Below are 21,386 nucleotides of genomic sequence, written 5' to 3' on the forward strand. Positions count from 1 at the left end.
CGCGCGGGCACTCATCCCGTCACCACCTGTGATTTGATCAGGTCCTGTGGCAGGAAACCGGCGGCATAGCGGCCTGCCGGGCCTTCAAGCCGTATGTTCTGACGCCCGGTCAGAACTGCGTTGACCAATTGTTCCCAGATGGACCGGTCGATGCGCAAGGCGTCCCGCGCTTCGGGTGGTGCATAGTCGGGCAGCGGTGGCACATTGGCCGAATGTACAGGAGTACCACGAGCACGCAGCCGCCCGGCCATCACCACTCCGAGACCAAGTGCAGATCTTGGGGCGGCCATGAGGACCGCCAGTCCGTCCGCGGCATCCCGGCGCTTGATTGCCTCGATAAGTTTTTGGACCTCCAACTGCGCAAGCAGCCCGGACCGGCGATGCGCAAGAGCACGCGTGATATCCGGCCTCAGATTGCAGTGGTCCAGCGGGATGCCGTCGTCGACCCGCATCATTGCCTCCAGGGTAGCCGAGCTGAGCCGATGCGATATCGAACCTGCATGGCGCCGATAGAGATACCAGGGTTGGGGCAAGACAATCATGCTCGCGCCGGCCAGCAGGAGTTGGAGCACCAATTCCCAGTCTTCGCCGATGCGCATGGTTTCATCATAGCGGCGTCTGGAGATGATGCTGCGGCGGATCAACGGCTTGAGATAGCCGAGCGCCGGCATATCAGGACGGGAGCCGCCCTCGATCCAGTCCAGCGCTGTGATCGGCCTGACGTCCCTCCAGTCGGCGGGGAGCAGGAAGGTTACCGGGCTGCCATCTTCATAAAAGTGCAACAGGTCGTCGGCGACGATATCGGCGCCGGCACCCTCCGCGGCCAAAATCAGGCGTTCAAGGCGCTCGGGGTGTATCTGGTCGTCGGCGTCGACAATTGCGATCCACTCGCCTTTGGCCATCGCGAGGGCGGCATTGCGGGCGCGCGCCGGTCCGCCATTGCTTTCTTGGAGAATGGCGCGCACCCGGCCATCTGCACGCGTCCATTCGTTGATTATCGTGGCACTCGCGTCGGTGGATGCATCATCCACGACGATAAGTTCGAGATTGGCGTGGCTCTGGTCCAGGACCGATCGAATGGCTGCGTTCAAGTGACGCATGCCATTGAAGTTTGCCATGACCACCGTAACGAGTGCAGGGCCGGGTCGAACGGCGGTAATCATGAAACGCCTCCTGCTGGGGTCGGTAAGTCAGGCCACCTCGGCCCTTGGTACGTCATCCACCATCTCGAGCAATTTCGCGAATTGAACGGCTTCGTTGGCCAACGTGCCGAGACGGTGTCTGGCCTCGGAGATGTGCTGCTCGGCGGTGCGCAGTTCCGTTTCGTCCTCAACAGTTCGGGTCGAGAAATCGCCGGTGACATCCATGAGGCTGCTGGCCTTGGCGAGATAGAAATCTAGGCGCCGCTGCAGGCCCTCACGCTCGCGCTCGATGTCGACAATAGCCAGATCAAGAGCTTTGCGCACTTTGGCCAGGCGGACCGCATCGGTCGCCATGTCGCGCCGCCGTGTGCGGGTCCGAAACGTGCTCTTGGGCTTGCGGAAAAACAGTGGGACCATGCTCGCCTCCGTCGGGCTAGTAGCTGCCGACGCGGGTGAAAACGACCCCGATCGTGCGAAACAGGATCGAAACATCGCCAGCAATGGACCAATTGTGGACATAGTCCACGTCGAATTCCACGCGCCGATCGTAATCAACGTCGCTGCGCCCGCTCACCTGCCACAGACCTGTAATGCCCGGTCGGGCGCAGAGGTAGGCCTGGATGCGATCGGCGTAGCGAGGGACTTCCGCTTGCACGATGGGGCGCGGTCCCACCAGGCTCATGTCGCCACGAATGACATTGATGAGCTGCGGCAGTTCATCGAGGCTTGTGCCCCGCAGGAAGCGCCCCAAAGATGTGACGCGGGGGTCATTCCGCAGTTTTTGAGTTTCGTTCCATTCGCGCCTAGCTGCTGGATCCGTGGCGAGGTGTGCCTCCAACAACTCTGCGGAATTGGGGGCCATCGAGCGGAACTTGAGGCAACGGAAGCGTCGACCGTTGAAGCCGATGCGCTCATGGCCGAAGAAAATCGGGCCACGGTCAGATGTAAACACAAAAAGCGCAATAAAGGCCATGAGCGGCAGGAATGCCAGGAGAACCGCGGAGGCCAATGTTACATCTATTGTTCTTTTCAAGGCACCTCCCTTAGGGACGAGAGGCCTGGCAACATTTGTGTGCTGAAGTCCAGATTCAATGGTCGACATGGCTGCGTCCTCAGATTGTTGCTACGTCAGGATCGAGTTTGCACGTCTATTTTCTTGATGCCGGAAAACCCATCATTGGTAAGGTCCAAGTACGGCCGTACCGGCGTGACTTCTCTATATTTCGCCGCCTTGGTCTTGCGATCGAAACTGTTTATTTTTGATACAGTAGTTAGGAAATTGATCACCAATCACGGCAAGTAGCAAACCGCAGTGGCGCATAACAGGCATGCAGAACTTGCAATGACTTTTGTGTGCTACGAGGTGCTTGCCAAATGAATCTGTCGGGTAGAAAATTTAACCGAGCAGGAGCCCGGCGCCCTGGACGATTAGGTAACCAGCTATCCAGGCAAGCAGCAGCAGGACAAGCGCTATCCAACCCTTTGGGATACGCTGCCAGATCGGTCGGCGAGAGCTTTCGTTCTGCTGATCGGCCAGCAGAGAGGTATCCCGTTTGCTGTGATCACTCGCCATATTGTCTCCGCCGCGCGTTGTCCTTGCGTGACCCAAGGATTCAACATGACGCAATAATAAATGGTGTTCGGCTGCAGCGAAAGCGAATATTTCACCGCTCAGATGTCGGCAACTTGCATAGCGAGGTCCGTTTCCGCCCGCGCAAACTGCAACCGGACCATCTCCGCATAGAGTGTGTCGGTGCGCGTCAGCTCCTCATGACGCCCCTGCGCCCGGATGCGACCTTCTTCCATCACGATGATGCAATCGGCAGATCTGATTGTGGAAAGGCGATGCGCCACCACGATGATCGTTCGCTGTTTAGACAGGTGCTCGATAGCGGTCTGGACCAGGCGCTCGTTTACAGAATCCAGAGCGCTCGTCGCTTCGTCCAACAGCAGGACGGGGGCATCCTTGAGAACGGCCCGCGCTATCGCAAGGCGTTGTCGCTGGCCGCCCGAAAGCATCAGCCCGCGTTCGCCGACCTGGGTGTCGATGCCTTTGGGCAACCCCTCGATGAACTCGAGCAGCATCGCTGAGGTGGCGGCGGCGCGGACCTCGTGGTCGCTGGCGTCAGGGCGGGCGAACAGGATGTTTTCAAGAATGGTCCCGGAAAAGATCGGCGGGTCCTGTTCGACGACGGCAATACGCTGTCGCAAGACATGGGGGTCCATATCTCGAATGTCCTGCCCATAGAGGCGGATCGTGCCGCTATCGACGTCATAGAGCCGTTGAATGAGTGCGAGTAAGGTCGATTTGCCAGACCCAGAGGGGCCAACCAGAGCCACTTTTTGGCGCGCCTTGGCTTTCAAACTGACACCGTGCAGCACGCCTTTTTCTGGCGAGGCCTGATAGCAAAAGGAGACGTCCTGAAATTCGAGGGCCGGAACCAGATCCGTTGTCGGCACGGCAGGATTGGTGCTGCGCGCCACGATGGTGGGCGCCCGTCCCAGCAACTCGATCAATCGGGAGGTCGATCCGCGCAGTGAACTGATGGATCCAAAGCCTTCAGACAGACTAGTCAGCGAAGTGGATGCCATGAAGGCATAGACGAGGAACTGAACCAGTTCGCCATGGGACAGTTCACCAGTTGAGATCTTGACCGCGCCGGCCCAGGCCAATGCGACCACTGCCAATGTCCCACAAAGGCCGACCAAGGCCACAAGGCCGGTCCGTGCCGCCAAGCGGGTCAATTCGGCACGGACATTTTCCTCCCCATGGGAGCGGTAGGTTTCGGCCTGGCCGCGTTCCTGGCCGAACGACTTGACCGTGCGCTGCGCGCCCAGCATTTCCGTAGCCAGCGCCGACATTTCCGCAAGTGTGTCCTGGGTTCGGCGGGACATCCACCTCAGTCGACGCGCCACTTGAAGTGACGGGAGGATGAGTATCGGACCAACCAGCAAGACAGCCATCCCCATGCTGGTGTCGGTGCGCAGCATCATCACGACGGCCCCCACCAGCAACACCACGGATCGCAGAAGCGTTGCTGCCGTGGTGCTGAGCACATTTCGGATGGTGGCGGCATCACTATTGAGCCGCGACACCAGTTCGCCGACCTTATGCTGGTCGAAGAATTCGCTGTCCAGCGTCAGCAGGTGCGAAAACACAGCCTGCCGGAGGTCGGCCACCAAACGCTCGCCGATCGAAGAAATGAAATACATGCGCAATGCATTTGCAATGGCCAGCGCCAGGCCCAGCGCGATTAGCAACGGCACATAGGTGCCGATGCTGGCAAGGTCGGCCCCGATCAGCCCCGTGTCGATGAGACGGCCAATAAGGGCAGGTACGAACAGCGACACAATGGCGGAAAACAGCAGCAATAAGAGCGCGAGGCCGATCGACAGGGGGTATTTGGCGATAAAGGGGTAGAGGATACGCTTCGACCGCAAGTCGTTTTGCGGTCGCCCAGAATCTCGGCGTCGTGGTTCGGCACCACACATAATCCTGTCTCCACCACTATCAGACGTCAACGCGCTTGAGGCATCATTCACTGCCGTAGCATGCCAGCTATGCTTTTCTAGCGGGGCATAATATTTGGCTGGCCCAATAGATCGGCGCTGCGCAGCCATGCATTTTACTCAAGGCTGGTCCGCAATGGTCGCGGTTGACCGCATGCTGTGCAGTGCCGCTAGTTAAGTGCGACGGCACATCCTGCCGGAGACGTCACAGGAAGATCGGCCATGCTGAAAATTCTGTATCTCGTCCCGAACCTGTCCGATCCCGCCGTGGATCGACGGTTGAAGATGTTTCATCTGGGCGGCGCAGCCGCTGCTGTAGCGGGCTTCAACCGCGCTGACGATGTGCCGCCCCTGACCGCGCAGAGCGTGATCGATCTGGGGCGGACCGCAGATGGCCGGTTTCTGCAGCGCCTCGCCCAAGTTTTGCTCAGCCGCATCCGCAGCCAACAGCGCCTGGCCGCGACGCCGGTAGACGTGGTTGTCGCCCGCAACCTTGAAATGCTGCCCCTCGCAACCGGCCTTGCCCGTCGTTGGCCGGGCACGTCCGTCGTCTATGAAAGCCTCGATATCCATCGCCTGCTGTTGCGCACCGATTGGATCGGGGGATCCATGCGCGCAGCGGAACGTTTCCTGGCGGGCGACGCACGTGCGCTGATCACCAGTTCACCAGCGTTTGTCCGCGAGTATTTTGCTCCCTATGGGCAATCACCGGTTACGCCATGGATTGTTGAGAACAAGGTGCTCACGCCGCGCAGCCGCGGCGACAATCCGATCCTAACGGCGGCCGATTCGAGCCCGATCCGCATAGGCTGGTTTGGCGCCCTGCGCTGTCGCCGGTCGCTCGATCACTTGATCCAGGCCATGAGCCGCCTCGATGGCCGCTATGAGCTGGTTCTGCGAGGCAGGCCTGCCCTGCGCGAGTTTGTCGATTTTCACGTCAGCGTATCAACGGCAGCACATGTGCGCTTCGAAGGCCCCTATCGTTACGACGAGCTCGGCTGTCACTATTCCGAAGTGCATCTGTGCTGGGCCATCGACTTTTTCGAGGAAGGACAGAACTCTAGCTGGCTGCTGCCCAACCGCATCTACGAGGGATGTCTGCACGGCGCGGTGCCTATAGCCCTGGCCGGCACAGAAACAGCCCGCTTCCTGGCCGAGCGCGGGATCGGCATCATTCTGCCCGATGCGGAAGTGGACACGATCGTGGACATGCTCGATGCGCTGACACCTCAAGTATTGCACGCCCATGCCCTTGCCGTGGCGCGCTTGCCGGTGACAGACCTTCAGGTCGACCAAGGGGAATGCGAAGACTTGGTCGCGCGGCTGGGCGCACTGCGTCTCATTAATACGCCCATCGAGGAGGCCGCGTGATGACCGCTACAGGGCAGACCGGCGGCGTGCTGATCGTGGTGCCAACCCTAAACGAGGCAGGTACAATTGCCGCCCTCCTCACTGTCCTCTTGGTAGAAGCCGAGCATCTCGACGACGCTTTGATTGTCGTGGTCGATGGTGGCAGCAATGACGGCACGCAGGATATTGCGCACGCAATGGTCAGGCCCGGGCGCCTTGAGGTTTTGCAAAATGCCAAGCGCATTCAGAGCGCCGGCATTAACCTAGCAGTCGCTGCCTTCGGTCAGGGTCGCCAATGGCTGATCCGCATCGATGCCCATGGCCTTTATCCAGACGATTATTGCCGCAGCCTGATGGCCGAAGCCAATAATATGGGCGCAACCGCCGTGGTGGTTCCCATGAAGACGGTCGGGCGCAGCCTGTTCCAGAGTGCCGTGGCGGCGGCCCAGAATTCGATGGTCGGCACTGGTGGCTCCTCGCATCGCACCGCCAAGGGGGGGGGCTGGGTCGATCATGGCCATCACGCCCTGATGGACATGCCGGCCTTCTGCGCGGTTGGCGGCTATGACGAGAGCTTCCGCCACAACGAGGACGCCGAACTCGATTATCGGCTGCGCCAGGCTGGGGGGCGCATCTGGCTGACCAGCCGCACCGGCATGACCTACTTCCCGCGCGCCACACCCGGCGCGCTGTTCCGCCAGTACTTTGGATACGGCGGTGGACGCGCCCGCAATGTGCTCAAGCACCGCACTTTGCCCAGACTCCGCCAGCTTCTGCCACTGGCTATCGTGCCTGCGGTGGCCCTGGCGGCCATGTCGCTGATGCATTGGAGCGCGCTGGTTCCGCTCTCTGCATGGATCACACTCTGTCTGCTGCTGGGCGCCGTTGCCACCACCCGCCACGTCGCCGACGCGCGCGTGCCGCTGCTGGGCGCTCCCCTGGTGGGCGTTGCCGCCATGATCATGCACCTTGCTTGGTCTGCCGGTTTCTGGGTCCATGTGGTGCGGACACTGAGGGTCAGTCGCACATGACCGAGATCGGTACTGCCAGCATTGATATCTGCGTCTGCACTTTCCGCCGACCCTTCCTGAGCGAGACGCTGGCCTCACTGGCCCAGCTCAGCACCGGCAACCTGTCTGTCCGCGTCATCGTGGCCGACAATGACGAGACGCCCTCCGCCAGGGCGCTAGTTGAAGCGACCGCGGCCCTAATGCCCCACGCTGTGACCTATCTGCATGCACCGGCGCGCAATATCTCCGTGGCGCGGAATGCTTGCCTGGATGCCGCCTCGGCTGATTTTGTCGCCTTCATCGACGATGATGAACTGGCCAGCGCAGATTGGCTGAGGGCCCTGCTGCAAGTGGCCATGAGTGACAACCTCGATGCAGTCTTTGGTCCGGTACAGGCCATCTATGACACCTTGGCCCCCGCGTGGATGAGGCGGGGCGATTTTCATTCAACAGTGCCGGTCTTTGTCGATGGCACGATCCGCACCGGTTACACCTGCAATGTCTTGATCCGTCGCAGAGCGCCCCTCGATGCCCTTCGCTTTCGGACCGAACTTGGACAAAGCGGGGGCGAGGATACCGAATATTTCCATCGCTTCTTCGGGTTGGGCGGCCGGCTTGGCTATGCCCCCAAGGCGCTGGTCACCGAACCGGTGCCGGTCGATCGGGCCCGCTTCTGGTGGCTGGCGCGCCGCAAGCTGCGCTCGGGCCAGACACATGGCTCTTGGCTCATGGCGACCCAACAGGGCGGCTTGACCGCCATGGGCACTGCCGGCGCCAAAGCGCTGGCCTGCCTCGGCCTCGCCATCGTCAGCGCCGCGTCGCCGTGGCGGTGGCGGCAACAGGTGCTGCGGGCAGTGCTGCATTGCGGCGTCGTCACCGGCCTGGCCGGTGTACGCCACACCCAGATATATGGCGCCGTCGCGCCGGCGAAACTGCAATAGCCGCCGGAACGGCCCCAGGAGGACAGGATGCTCGAGCGGACCAAAAGCCAAGCCACGTTGACTGCGCCCAGTGATGTACGGCTGATCGATCTCGAACACTTGCAGGGCATTCTCCTGCGGCAGGCGCGCATCATCTTGCTCTGCCTGGGCCTTGGCCTGCTGGTCGGGGTCATCATCGTAATTACGGCGCCACGGACATATCAGGCCGCCAGCCAGATCGTCATTGAGGGCCAAGTAGACAAACTGGCGCCAGAACCGCGCAGCGGCGGTGGCCGACTGGATATGGAGGGGCAGATCCTCAACCAGATGGAAGTCATCGGCTCGAGCCGCCTGGCCCGTATCGTGGCCGAGAAGGAGCAATTGACGACCGACCAGGTCTTCCTCAATCCGCCCCCGACCGGGATGGAAACGGCGCGCGCCTTTGTTGGCGACGCCATCGGGCGCGTGCTCGGCCGCCCGCCGGTCCCCCGAGAAGTGCTCACCGAGGCACCCTTGGAACTTGTCGTCGATGCTTTGCGCGGCGGGGTACAGGTGCAGCGTGTTGGTCGCAGTTCGGTGATCTGGCTTGGGTATCAGAGCCACGATGCGCAACTGGCCTATCGCATAGTCAATGCCTATACCGCCGCCTTCGTGCGGGATCAGCTCAATGCCGATCTGGAAGTGACGCGGGAAGCGGCCGACTGGTTGGGGGAGAGATTGATCGAGTTGGGGAATTCCCAGCTCGAGGCTGCGCTCGAGGTGGACGAGTTTCGTCGCGCCAGCGGGCTGACCGTGGCCGCGGATGTCGAATTTACCAATCGTCGCCTGCAACTGCTCACCGACCAGATCAGCGAAGCCAAGACAAAGGCGACGGACCTGGAAGTCTTGGTGGCGCGGCTCAAACAGGTCGATTTGGAGGACGCTCATCAGGTGGTCGCTACCGCTGGCTTGCTGTCGGCGGAGAATTCGGCGGGTAACGAGGCGGTTGCCGTGCTGCGGGATACTTTCGCGCACGCCGAGCGCCGGATAGTCGAGATCTCCGAGCGCTTCGGGCCGGGCCATCCTCAGATCGCCCTACTGCGTCAGGAGCAGCGAGCGGCCGCAATGCAATTGGCCGGACGTCTGGAGGCCCAGCTCGACCGGTATGTCTCCGAGCTGCAAGTGGCGCAGTCTCGGGTGGATTTGCTTGACGCCCAGGTGGAGGAGGAAGGTCGCGCTGCAACTGAGACCAACCAGGCCCTGACCCAGCTCTTAAAGCTGGAGGAAAGGTCCGAAACCCTCAATAGCATCTACCGCGCCTATCTCTCCCGCTACGAGGAAACTATTCAGGAGCAGTCCTTCCCGATCCCGGCAGCCCGTGTCATCAGCGACGCCAGCTTTCCGCGTTCGGCTACGGGACCGCGGACCCTGTTCACGCTGGCTGGGGGTTTGGTCTTCGGAGGATTTTTGGGTCTGGCACTCAGCGCGCTCAATGAAATGCGCGAACGCAGCTTCCGCCTTGGCAGCCAGGTAACACGGGAAACCGGCCTTCGCTTCCTGGGTTATATGAGCGCCATGCCAACCCCTAGCGGTGACAGGTCAGTTCAGGCCCGGAAGGTGCAGCAGGACATTCGGAAGCAGATCACCAGCCGTCGCTCCAACTTGCCGACAACCTTGCTGACCGAAACGCTAAAGGCCGCCAAGGTTGCCGCGCTCAGCCGGCGTGTTGCGGACAAGGGCGTGGTAGTCGGCGTTGTCTCGGCCCTGCCGGGCGAAGGCAAGACAAGTTTTGCGATTGCCCTGGCGGAGCTGGCGGTGACCGATGGTTACGTGACCCTGCTGGCTGACGGCGACGTCCGTCGCGCTTCGGCCAGCACCCTGTTGGCACCGAAGCACCAACTCGGGCTTGAGGATATTGCCCAGGGATTGCCCTGGCAGCACGCCCTGTTCAAAGACCCGCTTGGCTTCGATGTCGTGTCCGCCCGCTCCAGCAGTACGCCTGCGCTTAATGGTTCCGATATTGGGTCACCCCATATGCAACGTCTGCTCGACGAAGCGCGGGAGGCCTATGACATGGTCATCATCGATCTGCCCCCGATCGGCGCCATGGTAGATGCAGTATCAATCCAGCCATGGACGGATGGGTTCATTTTGGTCACCGAATGGGGCAAGACACCGCGGCGTGTGGTCAAGGCGGTGATCGAACGCGAGCCGCAGATTGCCGAGGACATTATCGGCGTGGTGCTCAATCGGGTCCGGATCGAAAAGCTGCAACGCTACAGTAACCCGGGCGATACCGAGCGGTTCGTTGTGCAGTATCCGGACTATCTGCGCACGCCCGACCCAGTCGCCTGATGGTTGACCTGTACACGCCAAGATGTTCAGGCCCGCGCTTTTCCGCGCGGGCCTGACGATTTACTCAGCGGCTTGTGGGATGCTGGTGAAGCTGGCTTCGATCCCGCGGTCGGCCAACAGGTCCAAAAACTGGTTGCGGATGTCTTCGCGCTCCAGCGCATAGGCAACATTGGCAGCCAGAAATCCGGCCTTGGAACCACAATCGAAGGATTTGCCGACATACTTGACCCCGACAAAGGGCTGCTGGGTCATCAGCGCCTGCATGGAGTCGGTGAGCTGGATTTCTCCGCCTGCTCCCAGGCGCTGCTCGGCAAGCAGCGGGAAGATTTCCGGCTGCAGAATATAGCGTCCCGAGATGATGAGATTGGAGGGGGCTTCGTCCGGCTTGGGCTTCTCGACCATGCCTTCGACGCGGAAAGCGTTATCCGGACCAGCCCCCCTTGCAACCACGCCATAGGACCCAACCTGATCGGGCGCCACCTCCTCAACCGCTATGACATTGCCGCCGGTGACCTCGAAAGTTTCCACCATCTGGCGCATCACACCCGGTTTGCCCATAAACAACATGTCGGGCAGCAACAGGGCGAACGGGCGGTCCCCCACCATGTCTCGGGCGCACCACACGGCGTGGCCGAGACCAAGTGGTTCTTGCTGACGGGTGAAGCTGGCGTGCCCCGCCGACGGAACCTCCTTTTGCAGTTGCGCGAGGGGCCCCAACTTGCCCCTTAGCTCAAGAGTCTTTTCGAGTTCGTACTGACGATCAAAGTGATCTTCGATCAAGCCCTTGTTCCGCCCGGTAACAAAGACAAAGTGTTCGATGCCGGCCTCCTTGGCCTCATCGACGGCATATTGGATGACTGGCCGGTCCACGACCGTCAGCATTTCCTTGGGCATTGCTTTTGTAGCAGGCAAAAAACGGGTGCCGAGACCGGCCACCGGAAATACTGCAGTTCTTACGCGCATAACCATCGTTCTGACTCCGTTTTCGACGTCGACTACTGTACTTGGTCACAGCCTGAGCAACCTGTCGCGCCCGGGGGCGAAGAGCTGCTTTGTGATAGATGCATAACGGACTACTTTGTCTCAAAAGCAGGCTTGTAGGGCCTTTCGAGGAGGTGCATGGCCAACTCGGAGCTATAGACCAGAGCCAATTGGCGACCTGCCCTCCATCGATTTCCATCGCAGAAGGCTGAAATTAGCGTTCGGCGGCGTGGCCAGGCGATCAACGGGGACTGGGGCGTCATCGACATCGCCAGCAGGGTCGTGTCATCAACGTGGGCGAGCGGCTTTTTCCCCTCGAATGGCAAGTATGTAGTGCCAAACAGCAAGTCCAGTATCCGCAGCGCCACCAATGCATGCCCCCGAAGTCCTTCCGTGGCCGCATGGGTTAAGAATGAGTTAACCGAATACGGTGCATCAGCTATGAGCAAGGCGAATAGATCCGTGATGAATCCAGTATTCGCTTCCCTTGACAGCAGCGCTTTACAGACGCTGATCACGAGAAGCAGAGCGATGTCCGACGTGTCCAAAGTGAGGATCGATGCGGTGCCAAAATCGACGCGTCGAGCGCGTTGGAACAGGCCGTCGATATTGTTCAGGCCGGGAACACCAGGTTGGTGCAACTGATGATGGAGGTCGAGCGAGACCTGCCGGGGCAAAAATTTGACCAGGTGTTGCTCACCCAGAAAGGCCCACCACCACGGTGATGGCGTGACAATTTCGAAGCCGCTTTTAGTAACCATCTCGCGCGCTTTGAAGAAATAACTTGGCCTGGAGAGAATGTCTATGTCATTGGAGGCGCGAACGCTCGTGTTTCCATATATAACTTCTTGCTGAGCTACGCCTTTTAAAACAATTAAGTTCTTATTGTTTATTAATATTTTGTCCATGATATAGACAAGCTGATCGACGATAAAAGCGTTGTGAAGTGTTGTTGCAATAGCAAGTCGTTGCACTTCGTTCGCAAGCGAGCCAGTGCCAAGGGTAGCGCCGGTATGCCACATGATTTTGTTCTGGTGCGCCAGCTCCAGGGCGCGCCGCCGTACTTGATCCGACGCTTCTGCGTCGAGTGGGCTGTCGGGGTTGAAGTGATGGCGCAGTGCAGCCAAGACGAGAAGCAGCGCCTCGGCGTCGAGCGCGCTGCAGCCTGCTGAAATGAGTTTCTCTTGCGTTGGCGTCATTTGGACCCATGAGAAAATATTTCCCACAGTATGATTCACGTTACAGAATTCGCAAGGCTCCTCTTTGGCTGCTGTTGTTGACTCAAGTCGTCGGTCGTTCATTCTAGGCGCTGCGAAGTTTTCGCATGACAAATGGAGTGTCCAAATGAACACGCCTAAGCGTTCGGAATATTCTGCGCCGAAACTGATCAAGCATGGCTCGATGTCCAAAGTGACTCAGGGCCTTTCCTTGGGCTCCAAACTCGATGCCACCTTCCCGGCTGGCACCCCATTTGGTGACCTCACTTTCTCTTGAACCCTGAGCCTGGCGGGCAGGCCCCCGCCTGCCAGGCTCTTCGGAATGGTGCCATGGATTTGCCGCGCGAAAGCTTTGTCGCCGCTCCTGCCGATCGTGTCCTGACGACCCGTATCGGAACCGGACTTGCTTTGCTCGATCTGGGCAGCAGCGCCTATTTCAGTCTGGACGAGGTCGGTACCCTGGTTTGGGAGCAGCTGAACAATCCCAGGACACTTGACGCGCTGGTTGCTGCGGTCACTCGAGAGTACGACGTCGACCCACAAACCTGCGCCAGGGATATCGCGGCGCTGGTCGGCGAGCTGGCAGAGGCCGGCCTTCTCCGGCTGGTGGCTTCGGATACGGTGGTGTGACATGGGCATATGGCGCCATAGACGTTTGGCGGCCATGACCCTGACGACCATCATAGCTGTGCGCCTCGGTCTCTGGCGCGAGCCATTTTCCCGCACACGCCTGCGGCTCCTGAAGGGGCTGGTTGCGGGCAAGGACCGGGATGACCCGACGGCGCGGCGGATCTTCCGGGCCGTTCGTGTCATCTCCCCTCTGGTTCCAGGCGCGACCTGCCTCACGCAGGCACTGGCCGCCCAGGTTCTGCTGACCCGTCACGAGCTGGACTCCACGATCGTGCTCGGCGTTCGTCAAGACGCGTCAGGCCGGATGCAGGCCCATGCGTGGCTCTATTACGATGGCAGGATTGCGTTGGGCGGGCCGCCCGCGGAAGCCAGCGGCTTCGTTCGCCTGGCCAGCTTCGGGCTATCGTCACAATGAGTGGCTTTGCCGGTCTCTTCACATTCAACGCGGAAGGCAGCGATACGACGGTCCTGCAAAAGCTGCATCATGCCATAGCGTCCGGATCGCTGAAAATCGTGGCTGACCATGCGCCGATTCTTTTTGCCGCCTCGGATGGACGGCGCAACTCTCTGCAATTTGTCGCCCTCGACATCGTCGGCGAGGCGCGTCTCGACAACCGCGATGATCTGAAAACTGCCCTTGGCGCACCCCATGCCCTGGATGACCTCGGGCTTGTGGCAATGGCCGTTTTGCGCTGGGGGCAGCGCGCAGCGACCCTCCTCAATGGCGAGTTTGCCATCGCCATCTTCGACCGCCGCGAAAAAAAGCTGCTGCTGCTGCGTGACTTGTTCGGCGTGAAGCCACTCTACTATCGGCAGCAGGACAATTGTCTGGCCTTCAGCAGCATGCAGTCCGATCTGGTTCATGAAGGCGATGAGCCAGACCCGAACGCCATGGCCCGTTTCATCCTGGGTGTGGATGACGATGCAAATGCCACCATGTTCGACACGGTGAAGCGGCTGCCGCCCGGCCATTTGTTGGCAATGGAAATGAATGGCGACTGGCGGTTGATCCAGCATCGTGTCCCCAAGCCGGCCAGGTTCACCGGGGACTGGACTGCCTACCAGTTGCGCAATCGTCTCGATGGTGCTGTGCGTCGTCGCGCCGCCGCGGCGAACAAGGTTGGCGCGCTGCTGAGCGGTGGCCTCGACTCTTCGGCAATTTGCGGATTGGCTGCGCGCGCCTCCCCAGGGGCCATTCTACCCGTCTATTCTTTTCACTATCCTCCGGGCTCGCCCCACGATGAAGGTCGCCATATCGAAGCTATGCAAGGGGCGCACCGCCTGAGTGTCTCGCGGCTCTCCATGCATGACTTCGACCCTTTGCTGGAGGTCGAGCCCCTCATCGACCCTTGTGCGGACCCAGTTTTCGCGCCTGGCTTGGGCAAGTTGCTGAGACTTTATCGTCAGGCGCGGTCAGATGGCGTCACCGTGTTGCTGGATGGCCATGGCGGCGACGAAGTGATTTCGCATGGCACAGGGCTGGCTGTGGAATTCGTACGTGCGCGGCGCTGGATAGCCCTATGGAACCTGTTGGGCGCTCTACAAAACCTTTACGGACAAAGTCGGGTTGCGCTCTACTGGGACGTACTGACGGCGCATACAGGCTTGCGGCGGTTTCGTTCACGTCGCGACCAACGGCATGGCGGTGGTGTGGCTCCACTGGCCTTTCTCGACGCAGCGCATCGCGCCGAGGCGGCCCGACGCGCGAAGGCGTGGGCGGACAAATATGCAGGCGCCCAGCAGTCGGAAGCGGCCCTGCACCTGTGGAATATCAGCAACCCGGCTGTGGCGCGCGGGTTTGAAACGCTATCCCGTGCCGCCACCAGCCAAAGCGTTGAACTGTCTTTCCCCTTCTTTGACCACGCCCTTGTCGAGGCGGCGCTGGCCGTGCCGGGGCATGAAAAAGTCAGGCATGGCCTGACGCGCCATGCCTTGCGCCTTGCCCTGGCCGGTATTCTGCCGGATAGCGTCCGCTGGCGCCGCGACAAGGTCGACTTCAGCGCGGAGCTGCGCCAGAGTCTGGTGCACCATGCGGGCGCACTGCGGAACGCTGCTGACCTGGATGGTCCTTTGTCCGGCATCGTCGACAAGGATGCTCTCGTTTCACAGGTTAATCGTCTCCTCGACGCGCCGGACCAGTTCGACAGCACCACTAGTTTTATCCTGTTCCGATGCGCAGTGCTTGCCCGGTGGCTGGAGCGACGCCAGACCGGTCGCGGGGCGCAACTGGGAGCTGCTGAATGAGCATTTACCACTATCGCCTGTTTGACCTCCCGGTAGCATCCGATATCGCGCTCGAAGGTCTTGCCGACGCCCCGATAGGTTCCCCCGAGCTGGTGATCGCAAGGGCCATGCTCCACCATGCAGCACTTGACCGTGAACGATCCGATCAGTTCATCGTCGACGGACCTGACCAGTACTTCTACTGGAGAACTGTGGGCATGTTCAGGGTGTCCGGGGTGAACAGGATTGAGGTCGACCCTCTTCCCGATGTGCCGGACCGGCTCATCGCGCTACCGCTCCTTGGCACGGTGGTGGCGGCCCTTCTGGTGCGGCGTGGCCTCAACGTTCTGCATGCCAGTGCTGTTAGCGTAAATGGGCAGGCCGTCATCTTGCTCGGCCACAAGGGAGCTGGTAAGTCGACCACGGCAACCACGCTGGTGGCTTCTGGTTGCCAGCTCGTCTCAGACGATGTGGTCGCCGTGCGGGGCGAGAGCAATGGTTTCCTCGTCCTGCCGGCATATGGCCTGGTCAAGCTATGGGAGGACAGCGCCCGACAACTGGATCCGGCAGGAGAGCGGCGCCTGTGGCGCCTGCATCAGGCCGTCGACAAGGCGCACTACCAGCTTGGCGGCAACCTTGCCACCGCGCCCCTGCCTGTGGCGCGGCTTTATTTGCTCGAACGCGGCAGCGAGTCCGGGGTCGTGAATATGCCGGCCAGCCAGGCTCTGCCCGCAGCGTTGGAGCACGCCTATATGGCCCGGTTCGGGGTCGATGGCTTTGCCGGCACGCTGCCACAACACTTCGCCATGCTCGGAGAGCTGGCTGGCGCCGGCCTGATCCGCAGGCTAACGGTACCGGACGACCTAACAAGGCTCGACGAAATTCCATCTCTGGTGCGCCACGACCTGCATGATCACGTGGACAGGCAAGCAGCTGCGCAGGTCAGCCAGTACGGCTGAGAAGATAGCGCACTTGCTGAGTATCACGGACTCGCTGGCCAGCGAGTCCGGACAGCTTGTCCCGGGCAACACCGCCAAAGACCGATTGCCAGGCCTCCACATTTCCACCCAGTTGCCGCAGAGCACCGGCCAGACCGAGGCTACGGCGCTGGTCCAAAAAGCGGCGATGGTGAAACTTGGCACTGGCCTGCCGCAGATGATCGCGCAAGGCCCGGGTAACATCGGAGGACAGATCTGGTATGGTCAGCAGGTGTTGATCCACCTGCACGAGCCGCTCCAGGTCTGCAGTCCGATGCTTCCCACTCAGCGAATCCGGTCGAACGAGGGCGCAGTAACCGCAGTCATTGACCACGTCAAAACGCCCACCGGCCAGTAAGATGCGCACATAGAGATCGTAGTCCTCGCCCAGTCGTACTGTCTCGTCATAGCGCAGGGAATGACGCTCGAGGAAATCACGACGCACCAAGGGCTTGAGGAAGCCGTATTCGCCACGCACGACGCCGGGGCGCGAGATGTTGCCGCGAATAAAGGCGGCTGGCTGCATCCGAAACACCGAGCCGTTGCCAGCCTTGTCGACAGGAGTTCCGATCGCCTGAACGAAGGCGATGTTGTCGGCGATCATGTCCCAACCCGGTATGGCCAGCAGACCTTCAAACCTATTGGGGAGAAAATAGTCATCGGCGTCGAGAATAGCGATGAGCGGCTCATCGGACTGGGCAATGGCGAGATTGCGGGCTGCGGACGGCCCGCGATTGAGCTCGCAGCGAATGAGGGTGAAGCGGGGATCATCACCGGCCGCCGACTTTGCCACGGTCGACGTGGCATCGGTCGACCCGTCGTCCACGACCACGACCCGGGACACGTGGCGCTGGTCGAGGGCTGAACCGATGGCGAAGGCAATGGTCGATGCCGCATCCTTGGCGGCGATGACGACGCAGACCTGGTGCTGCATGATTTTGCTCCGGCTGCCCGCTGACGACGATGCCGGCCGGTATTGGCCGGGATGCGACTTGGCAACCTGAAGTATTGATCAAATTATTCGAGTAGCCAACTAGTTGCCGTCGCCCCAGCTATGCGTGGCACGGAGGGGAGCTTCCAGTTTGCACCACTACAGGGGGGGCGTGGGGCATTGTATCGTCAGTCTTCCAGGCGCCCCTATCCGCTGAGCAAGACGGGTTGACGCGATGACAGTCGAAGCGAAGGCAGCGGACGGGCTTTACGGCCATATCGCTTCGGGGAGGTCCCGCAAGGCCATACTTGGAGTGCTGTGGTCGATCGTCAGCACGACCGTCCCCAATCTGGTCAGCATCCTGGTCTTTCTCATCACCTCACGTGCCCTGCAGCCCGGAGACTTTGGCCTGGTGGCTTTTGCTGCGGGCATTGCTACAGTTCTGGGTTCTCTGGTACCGACGGGCTTCGGCACGGCACTGATCCAAAGGACGCATGTTTCGCGCGATCATTTCGACGCCGTGTTCTGGCTTGGGGCCGGGGCAGGGGCCTTGCTCTATGGGCTGCTGCTTCTTGCAGCATACCCGCTGTCTGCGTATTTCGCGCAGCCAATGCTGGCGATCCTTGTGCCGGTCCTCGGTCTCAAGATTGTATTTGGCATGCTGGGCATAGTCCCGACCGCGCTGCTGACGCGGTCGATGGATTTTCACAAGCTTTCCGTTCGCACCACGCTGGCTTCCCTCTTTGGCGCGGGGGCGTGCCTGGTTCTGCTCTATGCCGGCTACGGGCTGTGGGCGCTGGTGGCGTCGCAGTTGGTTTCCGCCTTTGCCACCGTGGTCGGCTCGTTCCTTGCGGTCCGATGGCTGCCGCGCCTGTCCGTCCGGCTATCGGCCTTGCGTGACCTATTCCATTTTGGTGGCTTTACCTCGCTCACCAATTTCGTCACCGGGCTGAGCCTCGACGACGTGTTGATCGGCGCCCTGCTGGGCGCGCATGCCCTGGGCCAGTTCAATTTCGGCCGTCGCATCTTCACGCTCCTGAACGATGCCATGGCCGGACCATTGAATGCTGTTTCCCTGTCGCTGCTGTCATCGCTACAATCCGAACAGGAAAAGCAACGGACGGTCTTCCTGCTGGCGACCTTCGTTTCGGCGCTTGTTTCGTTCCCCGTTTTTGCCGGATTGGCGGCCGTGGCCGATATCCTCGTGCCGGTGGTGTTCGGCGAGCAATGGGTCGAGGCTGTGCCCGTGCTTCAGGCATTCTGTGCCATAGGTCTGCTCACATGCATCGGGGTGCTGCAATACTCGCTGATCAGCAGCTTCGGCAGAGCCGATCTCTGGCTATGGTACATTCTGGCCAAGCAGACGGTGACGGTCCTCTACATCGTGCTTTTCCACCGCTACGGAATTGCCGACCTGGCATTTGCTCTGACCGTCCAGACCTACGTCATGTGGTTGCCATCGGTTTACCTGGTCAGTCGTCTCCTCGGCGTGAGCATGCTCCATTACCTCGCAACTTTTCTCGCTCCGGTTGCGGCGAGTATCGTCATGCTCGCCGCGGTCGAGATGATCCAGTCACATACCATGCAACTGGACGCGCCATGGCAATTGGCATCCTGCATCGCAGTCGGGGCGGCAATATATGTCGCCGCAGCATGCCTGTTCGCCCCCCGCCGCATTCACGCAATCTGGAACGCCCTGTCCGGGCGCGGAGACGGTCTATGAAGCTGACATACTGGCACAACCAGGTACCAAATTTTGGCGATGAGCTGAACACCTATTTATGGCCACACCTCTTGCCGCAGGGATTTCTTGACGAGGACGACTCCAGCCTCTTCCTGGGCATAGGATCGATCATCTGGGATTTCCTGCCGCCGGATTCGCACAAGTACATTATTGGTTCCGGTTATGGAGGTTATACGTCGCCGCCCAACGTGCATGATGGATCTTGGACGCCGATCTTTCTGCGTGGCCCCCGCACGGCTGACACGCTAGGGCTGTCGAGGGATCTAGCGATCTGTGACAGCGCTATCCTGATCCGGCTGCTCCCACGTCCTCAGAAAACGGTCCAGGGCGGTGTGGGATTTTTGCCGCACTATGATAGTTTGGGTCGAGGATACTGGCGCGAGGCCTGCCAACGGGCGGGACTTGTGTTCATTGATCCAACGGCCGAGCCTGACGTGACCCTTGGCCAGATTGCTGGCCTCGACATGCTCATCACCGAGGCCATGCACGGCGCCATTGTTGCGGATGCGCTGCGCACGCCGTGGCTGGCAGCGCGCCCGACCCACAGCATTCACCATGCTAAATGGCTGGATTGGTCTGAAGCGTTGGGGATCGATCTGCGCTGGCACGATCTGATGCCCAGTAGCGTTTATGAGCTCTATATTGGCATGACCCGTGGGCGCCGGTTTTACGAAGGTAGGGCACGCCGCTGGGGACAGCATGCCATCATGCGCCCAGCCGACAGGGTGCTCACCGAACGCGCCGCACGACACCTGATCCGGCTGGCCGGCGAGGAGCCGCAACTTAGCACGGACATTAAGATTGAACGAGCCACTGAGCGCGCGAAACAGGCCCTCGACAACTTTGTGCGCAGCCGCACCAAGCTAGGCAACGAAAGTCAGCAGAAGGTGCGTCCATGAAGACGGTCGGCGTTGTCATCCCATTCTATCAACGGGAGACGGAGCTTGTTCTGAAGGCGCTTGGCTCTATTGCCTCGCAAGAACTGCCGCCCGAAACGTCGGTCCGGATATTCATCGTGGACGACGAGTCACCAGTTCCACTAGCTGTTGCGCTGGCCCTTTTGCCGCCCGATTACCCACATCCGATAACCGCGATAACCCAAGAGAATGGAGGTCCCGGCGCTGCACGCAATCGAGGCCTGGAAGCCGCGCAGGAACATGAAGTCGATTATATTGCATTTCTGGATTCGGATGATTTCTGGTATCCGGGCCATCTCTTGTCTGCATTGTCGATGCTCGACGAAGGGTCGACATTCTACTTCTCAAACACGCTGGACGACCCCTTCGATTGGTTCCACTACACCAAGTATGCGGCTCGCCATCACACGCGTACAGAAGACGGTTATCTGCCCTTGGAGCGGGTCGTGCCAGCCTATGAATTTCTTCTGGCCCTGTTCCAGGAGAATGTGACGCAAACCTCTCAGGTAGTCTATGACTTCCGACGGCACGCCAATGTGAGGTTCGATCCAGCCTATCGCAACGCCGGGGAAGACCACGCATTCTGGATCGATTTGACCAAGCAGGCAGAACGGGTCGCCTATTCCACTTTGATTTACGGCGCGCGCGGGCATGGGGTCTCGATGTACCGGAGCACTCTGAGTTGGGATGTCGAAGTGGCAGCTAACCGCCTAGTAGATCAGATGACGTTTTGGAAGCGCAGCCTGGACCGCTTCGGAAAGGGCCGCGAAGGCCGCGACATTCTAAAATCTAGCCTGACACTGAGGGAAAAGGCGGTCCTTTTCATCGCAGCCAGAGGCTCAGTCAGAGCGCCACTCCAATCGTTGAAATTTTTGGCACGAGCGCTTCAAGCAAATCCGGGTATGGCGCTGCGCTGCCCCCAGCTCTTGCTGGCCATGCCGAGCTACTACCGAGATCTCAAAGCTGGCCGGGTCGTTATCTAGCGCCCCACAGCGGTCGAGACGACCTCCGACGAATGGAACATTGCTGCGCTGTGGGAGCGCCGGGGCCGTTGGGAGACACTTGCCCGGGTCGTCGTCTCATTATGTGGGTGCAGGGTTAGCCTCGGCGGGCCAGACACATTGATGTACTTCCACGCTGAAATGGCGATCCGCTCCGACGACGGACCATCCAGGACGCTCCAGCCTTCAGCGTTATGGATGAGCGCGACCGAGTGAATCTGGCGCGGGGAGCTGGAGCGTGCATCCAGCCGCACCTTTTGCCCGAGCCGAGTGGCGGCAGCTAGTGCAGGAATGCGCGGGTCATGAGCGTCAGTGAGAGTCTGGCCCATTCGCCTGCAGCAGGGAAAGCATGGGCGGGGCAAGGCTGGAAAGCGTGTAAAGATCCTCGTTTCGGAGGAGTTGCGCGCTACATTGTAGGTAATTCGAGCGGAACAAGAGGCGAGAGCCGAGCATCCAACCCCTCGCAAAAGAAAAACGGTGCCGAAGACCAATTTGACCA

The 21,386-nt window shown here is 60.4% G+C and carries 19 protein-coding genes; 12 read left to right on the forward strand and 7 right to left on the reverse strand.

Annotated elements, in window-relative coordinates; genetic code table 11:
- Positions 1–11: 11 nt before the first annotated feature.
- The 4 genes from ACE4RL_RS10505 to ACE4RL_RS10520 all read right to left on the reverse strand — a co-directional run bounded on the left by ACE4RL_RS10505 (position 12) and on the right by ACE4RL_RS10520 (position 4,763).
- Positions 12–1,163 (reverse strand): glycosyltransferase family 2 protein, encoded by a 1,152-nt coding sequence (locus ACE4RL_RS10505; RefSeq protein ID WP_375597143.1) that lies wholly within the window; start codon positions 1,161–1,163, stop codon positions 12–14.
- Between the two features lie 27 nt (positions 1,164–1,190).
- Positions 1,191–1,559, reverse strand: coding sequence for a hypothetical protein (locus tag ACE4RL_RS10510; RefSeq protein ID WP_375597144.1), 369 nt, complete (start codon positions 1,557–1,559; stop codon positions 1,191–1,193).
- Positions 1,560–1,575: 16 nt separating this feature from the next.
- Entirely contained in the window at positions 1,576–2,244 is a 669-nt protein-coding gene (locus ACE4RL_RS10515; RefSeq protein WP_375597145.1) for a sugar transferase, read from the reverse strand.
- A 569-nt stretch (positions 2,245–2,813) separates the two neighbouring features.
- Positions 2,814–4,763, reverse strand: coding sequence for an ABC transporter ATP-binding protein (locus ACE4RL_RS10520; RefSeq protein ID WP_375597146.1), 1,950 nt, complete (start codon positions 4,761–4,763; stop codon positions 2,814–2,816).
- A 111-nt stretch (positions 4,764–4,874) separates the two neighbouring features.
- Between ACE4RL_RS10520 and ACE4RL_RS10525 the strand changes: the two genes are divergently transcribed.
- The 4 genes from ACE4RL_RS10525 to ACE4RL_RS10540 are packed head-to-tail and all read left to right on the forward strand — an operon-like array spanning position 4,875 to position 10,266.
- Entirely contained in the window at positions 4,875–6,023 is a 1,149-nt protein-coding gene (locus ACE4RL_RS10525) for a glycosyl transferase family 1 (protein ID WP_375597147.1), read from the forward strand.
- Positions 6,023–7,033 (forward strand): glycosyltransferase family 2 protein, encoded by a 1,011-nt coding sequence (locus tag ACE4RL_RS10530; RefSeq protein ID WP_375597148.1) that lies wholly within the window; start codon positions 6,023–6,025, stop codon positions 7,031–7,033. Before ACE4RL_RS10525 ends, ACE4RL_RS10530 begins: the two co-directional genes overlap by 1 nt.
- On the forward strand, positions 7,030–7,953 hold the full coding sequence (locus ACE4RL_RS10535; RefSeq protein ID WP_375597149.1) for a glycosyltransferase: 924 nt from the start codon (positions 7,030–7,032) through the stop codon (positions 7,951–7,953). Before ACE4RL_RS10530 ends, ACE4RL_RS10535 begins: the two co-directional genes overlap by 4 nt.
- 27 nt (positions 7,954–7,980) lie before the next feature.
- On the forward strand, positions 7,981–10,266 hold the full coding sequence (locus tag ACE4RL_RS10540) for a Wzz/FepE/Etk N-terminal domain-containing protein (RefSeq protein ID WP_375597150.1): 2,286 nt from the start codon (positions 7,981–7,983) through the stop codon (positions 10,264–10,266).
- A gap of 60 nt (positions 10,267–10,326) precedes the next feature.
- Here the strand turns inward: ACE4RL_RS10540 and galU are convergent, their stop codons facing one another.
- Positions 10,327–11,229, reverse strand: a complete 903-nt coding sequence (galU, locus tag ACE4RL_RS10545; protein WP_375600264.1) for a UTP--glucose-1-phosphate uridylyltransferase GalU — start codon at positions 11,227–11,229, stop codon at positions 10,327–10,329.
- A gap of 110 nt (positions 11,230–11,339) precedes the next feature.
- Positions 11,340–12,548, reverse strand: a complete 1,209-nt coding sequence (locus ACE4RL_RS10550) for a nucleotidyltransferase family protein (RefSeq protein WP_375597151.1) — start codon at positions 12,546–12,548, stop codon at positions 11,340–11,342.
- 43 nt (positions 12,549–12,591) lie between these two features.
- Here ACE4RL_RS10550 and ACE4RL_RS10555 point away from each other — a divergent pair, with 43 nt between their 5' ends.
- From ACE4RL_RS10555 to ACE4RL_RS10575, 5 genes are read left to right on the forward strand one after another with little or no spacing between them, the layout of a single operon-like run.
- On the forward strand, positions 12,592–12,741 hold the full coding sequence (locus ACE4RL_RS10555; RefSeq protein WP_375597152.1) for a lasso RiPP family leader peptide-containing protein: 150 nt from the start codon (positions 12,592–12,594) through the stop codon (positions 12,739–12,741).
- A gap of 53 nt (positions 12,742–12,794) precedes the next feature.
- On the forward strand, positions 12,795–13,094 hold the full coding sequence (locus ACE4RL_RS10560) for a PqqD family protein (protein WP_375597153.1): 300 nt from the start codon (positions 12,795–12,797) through the stop codon (positions 13,092–13,094).
- A 1-nt stretch (position 13,095) separates the two neighbouring features.
- Positions 13,096–13,509: a lasso peptide biosynthesis B2 protein gene (locus tag ACE4RL_RS10565; RefSeq protein WP_375597154.1), complete on the forward strand. Its 414-nt coding sequence runs from the start codon at positions 13,096–13,098 to the stop codon at positions 13,507–13,509.
- Entirely contained in the window at positions 13,506–15,338 is a 1,833-nt protein-coding gene (locus tag ACE4RL_RS10570) for an asparagine synthetase B family protein (protein ID WP_375597155.1), read from the forward strand. The genes ACE4RL_RS10565 and ACE4RL_RS10570 overlap by 4 nt, the downstream gene beginning before the upstream one ends.
- A complete protein-coding gene (locus ACE4RL_RS10575; RefSeq protein WP_375597156.1) occupies positions 15,335–16,276 on the forward strand; it encodes a hypothetical protein in 942 nt (313 codons plus the stop codon). Before ACE4RL_RS10570 ends, ACE4RL_RS10575 begins: the two co-directional genes overlap by 4 nt.
- Here ACE4RL_RS10575 and ACE4RL_RS10580 read toward each other — a convergent pair.
- Positions 16,260–17,228: a glycosyltransferase family 2 protein gene (locus tag ACE4RL_RS10580; RefSeq protein WP_375597157.1), complete on the reverse strand. Its 969-nt coding sequence runs from the start codon at positions 17,226–17,228 to the stop codon at positions 16,260–16,262. The genes ACE4RL_RS10575 and ACE4RL_RS10580 overlap by 17 nt on opposite strands.
- A 232-nt stretch (positions 17,229–17,460) precedes the next feature.
- On the opposite strand from ACE4RL_RS10580, the gene ACE4RL_RS10585 reads away from it, so the two are divergent.
- Genes ACE4RL_RS10585 through ACE4RL_RS10595 form a run of 3 tightly spaced genes read left to right on the forward strand, consistent with a single transcriptional unit; the run spans position 17,461 to position 20,869 of the window.
- Positions 17,461–18,948 (forward strand): lipopolysaccharide biosynthesis protein, encoded by a 1,488-nt coding sequence (locus ACE4RL_RS10585; protein ID WP_375597158.1) that lies wholly within the window; start codon positions 17,461–17,463, stop codon positions 18,946–18,948.
- Positions 18,945–19,868 (forward strand): polysaccharide pyruvyl transferase family protein, encoded by a 924-nt coding sequence (locus ACE4RL_RS10590; RefSeq protein ID WP_375597159.1) that lies wholly within the window; start codon positions 18,945–18,947, stop codon positions 19,866–19,868. Before ACE4RL_RS10585 ends, ACE4RL_RS10590 begins: the two co-directional genes overlap by 4 nt.
- Positions 19,865–20,869 (forward strand): glycosyltransferase family 2 protein, encoded by a 1,005-nt coding sequence (locus tag ACE4RL_RS10595; protein ID WP_375597160.1) that lies wholly within the window; start codon positions 19,865–19,867, stop codon positions 20,867–20,869. Before ACE4RL_RS10590 ends, ACE4RL_RS10595 begins: the two co-directional genes overlap by 4 nt.
- Positions 20,870–21,386 lie beyond the last annotated feature (517 nt).

It is taken from the genome of Devosia polycyclovorans, assembly GCF_042181575.1.
Classification (GTDB): domain Bacteria; phylum Pseudomonadota; class Alphaproteobacteria; order Rhizobiales; family Devosiaceae; genus Devosia; species Devosia polycyclovorans.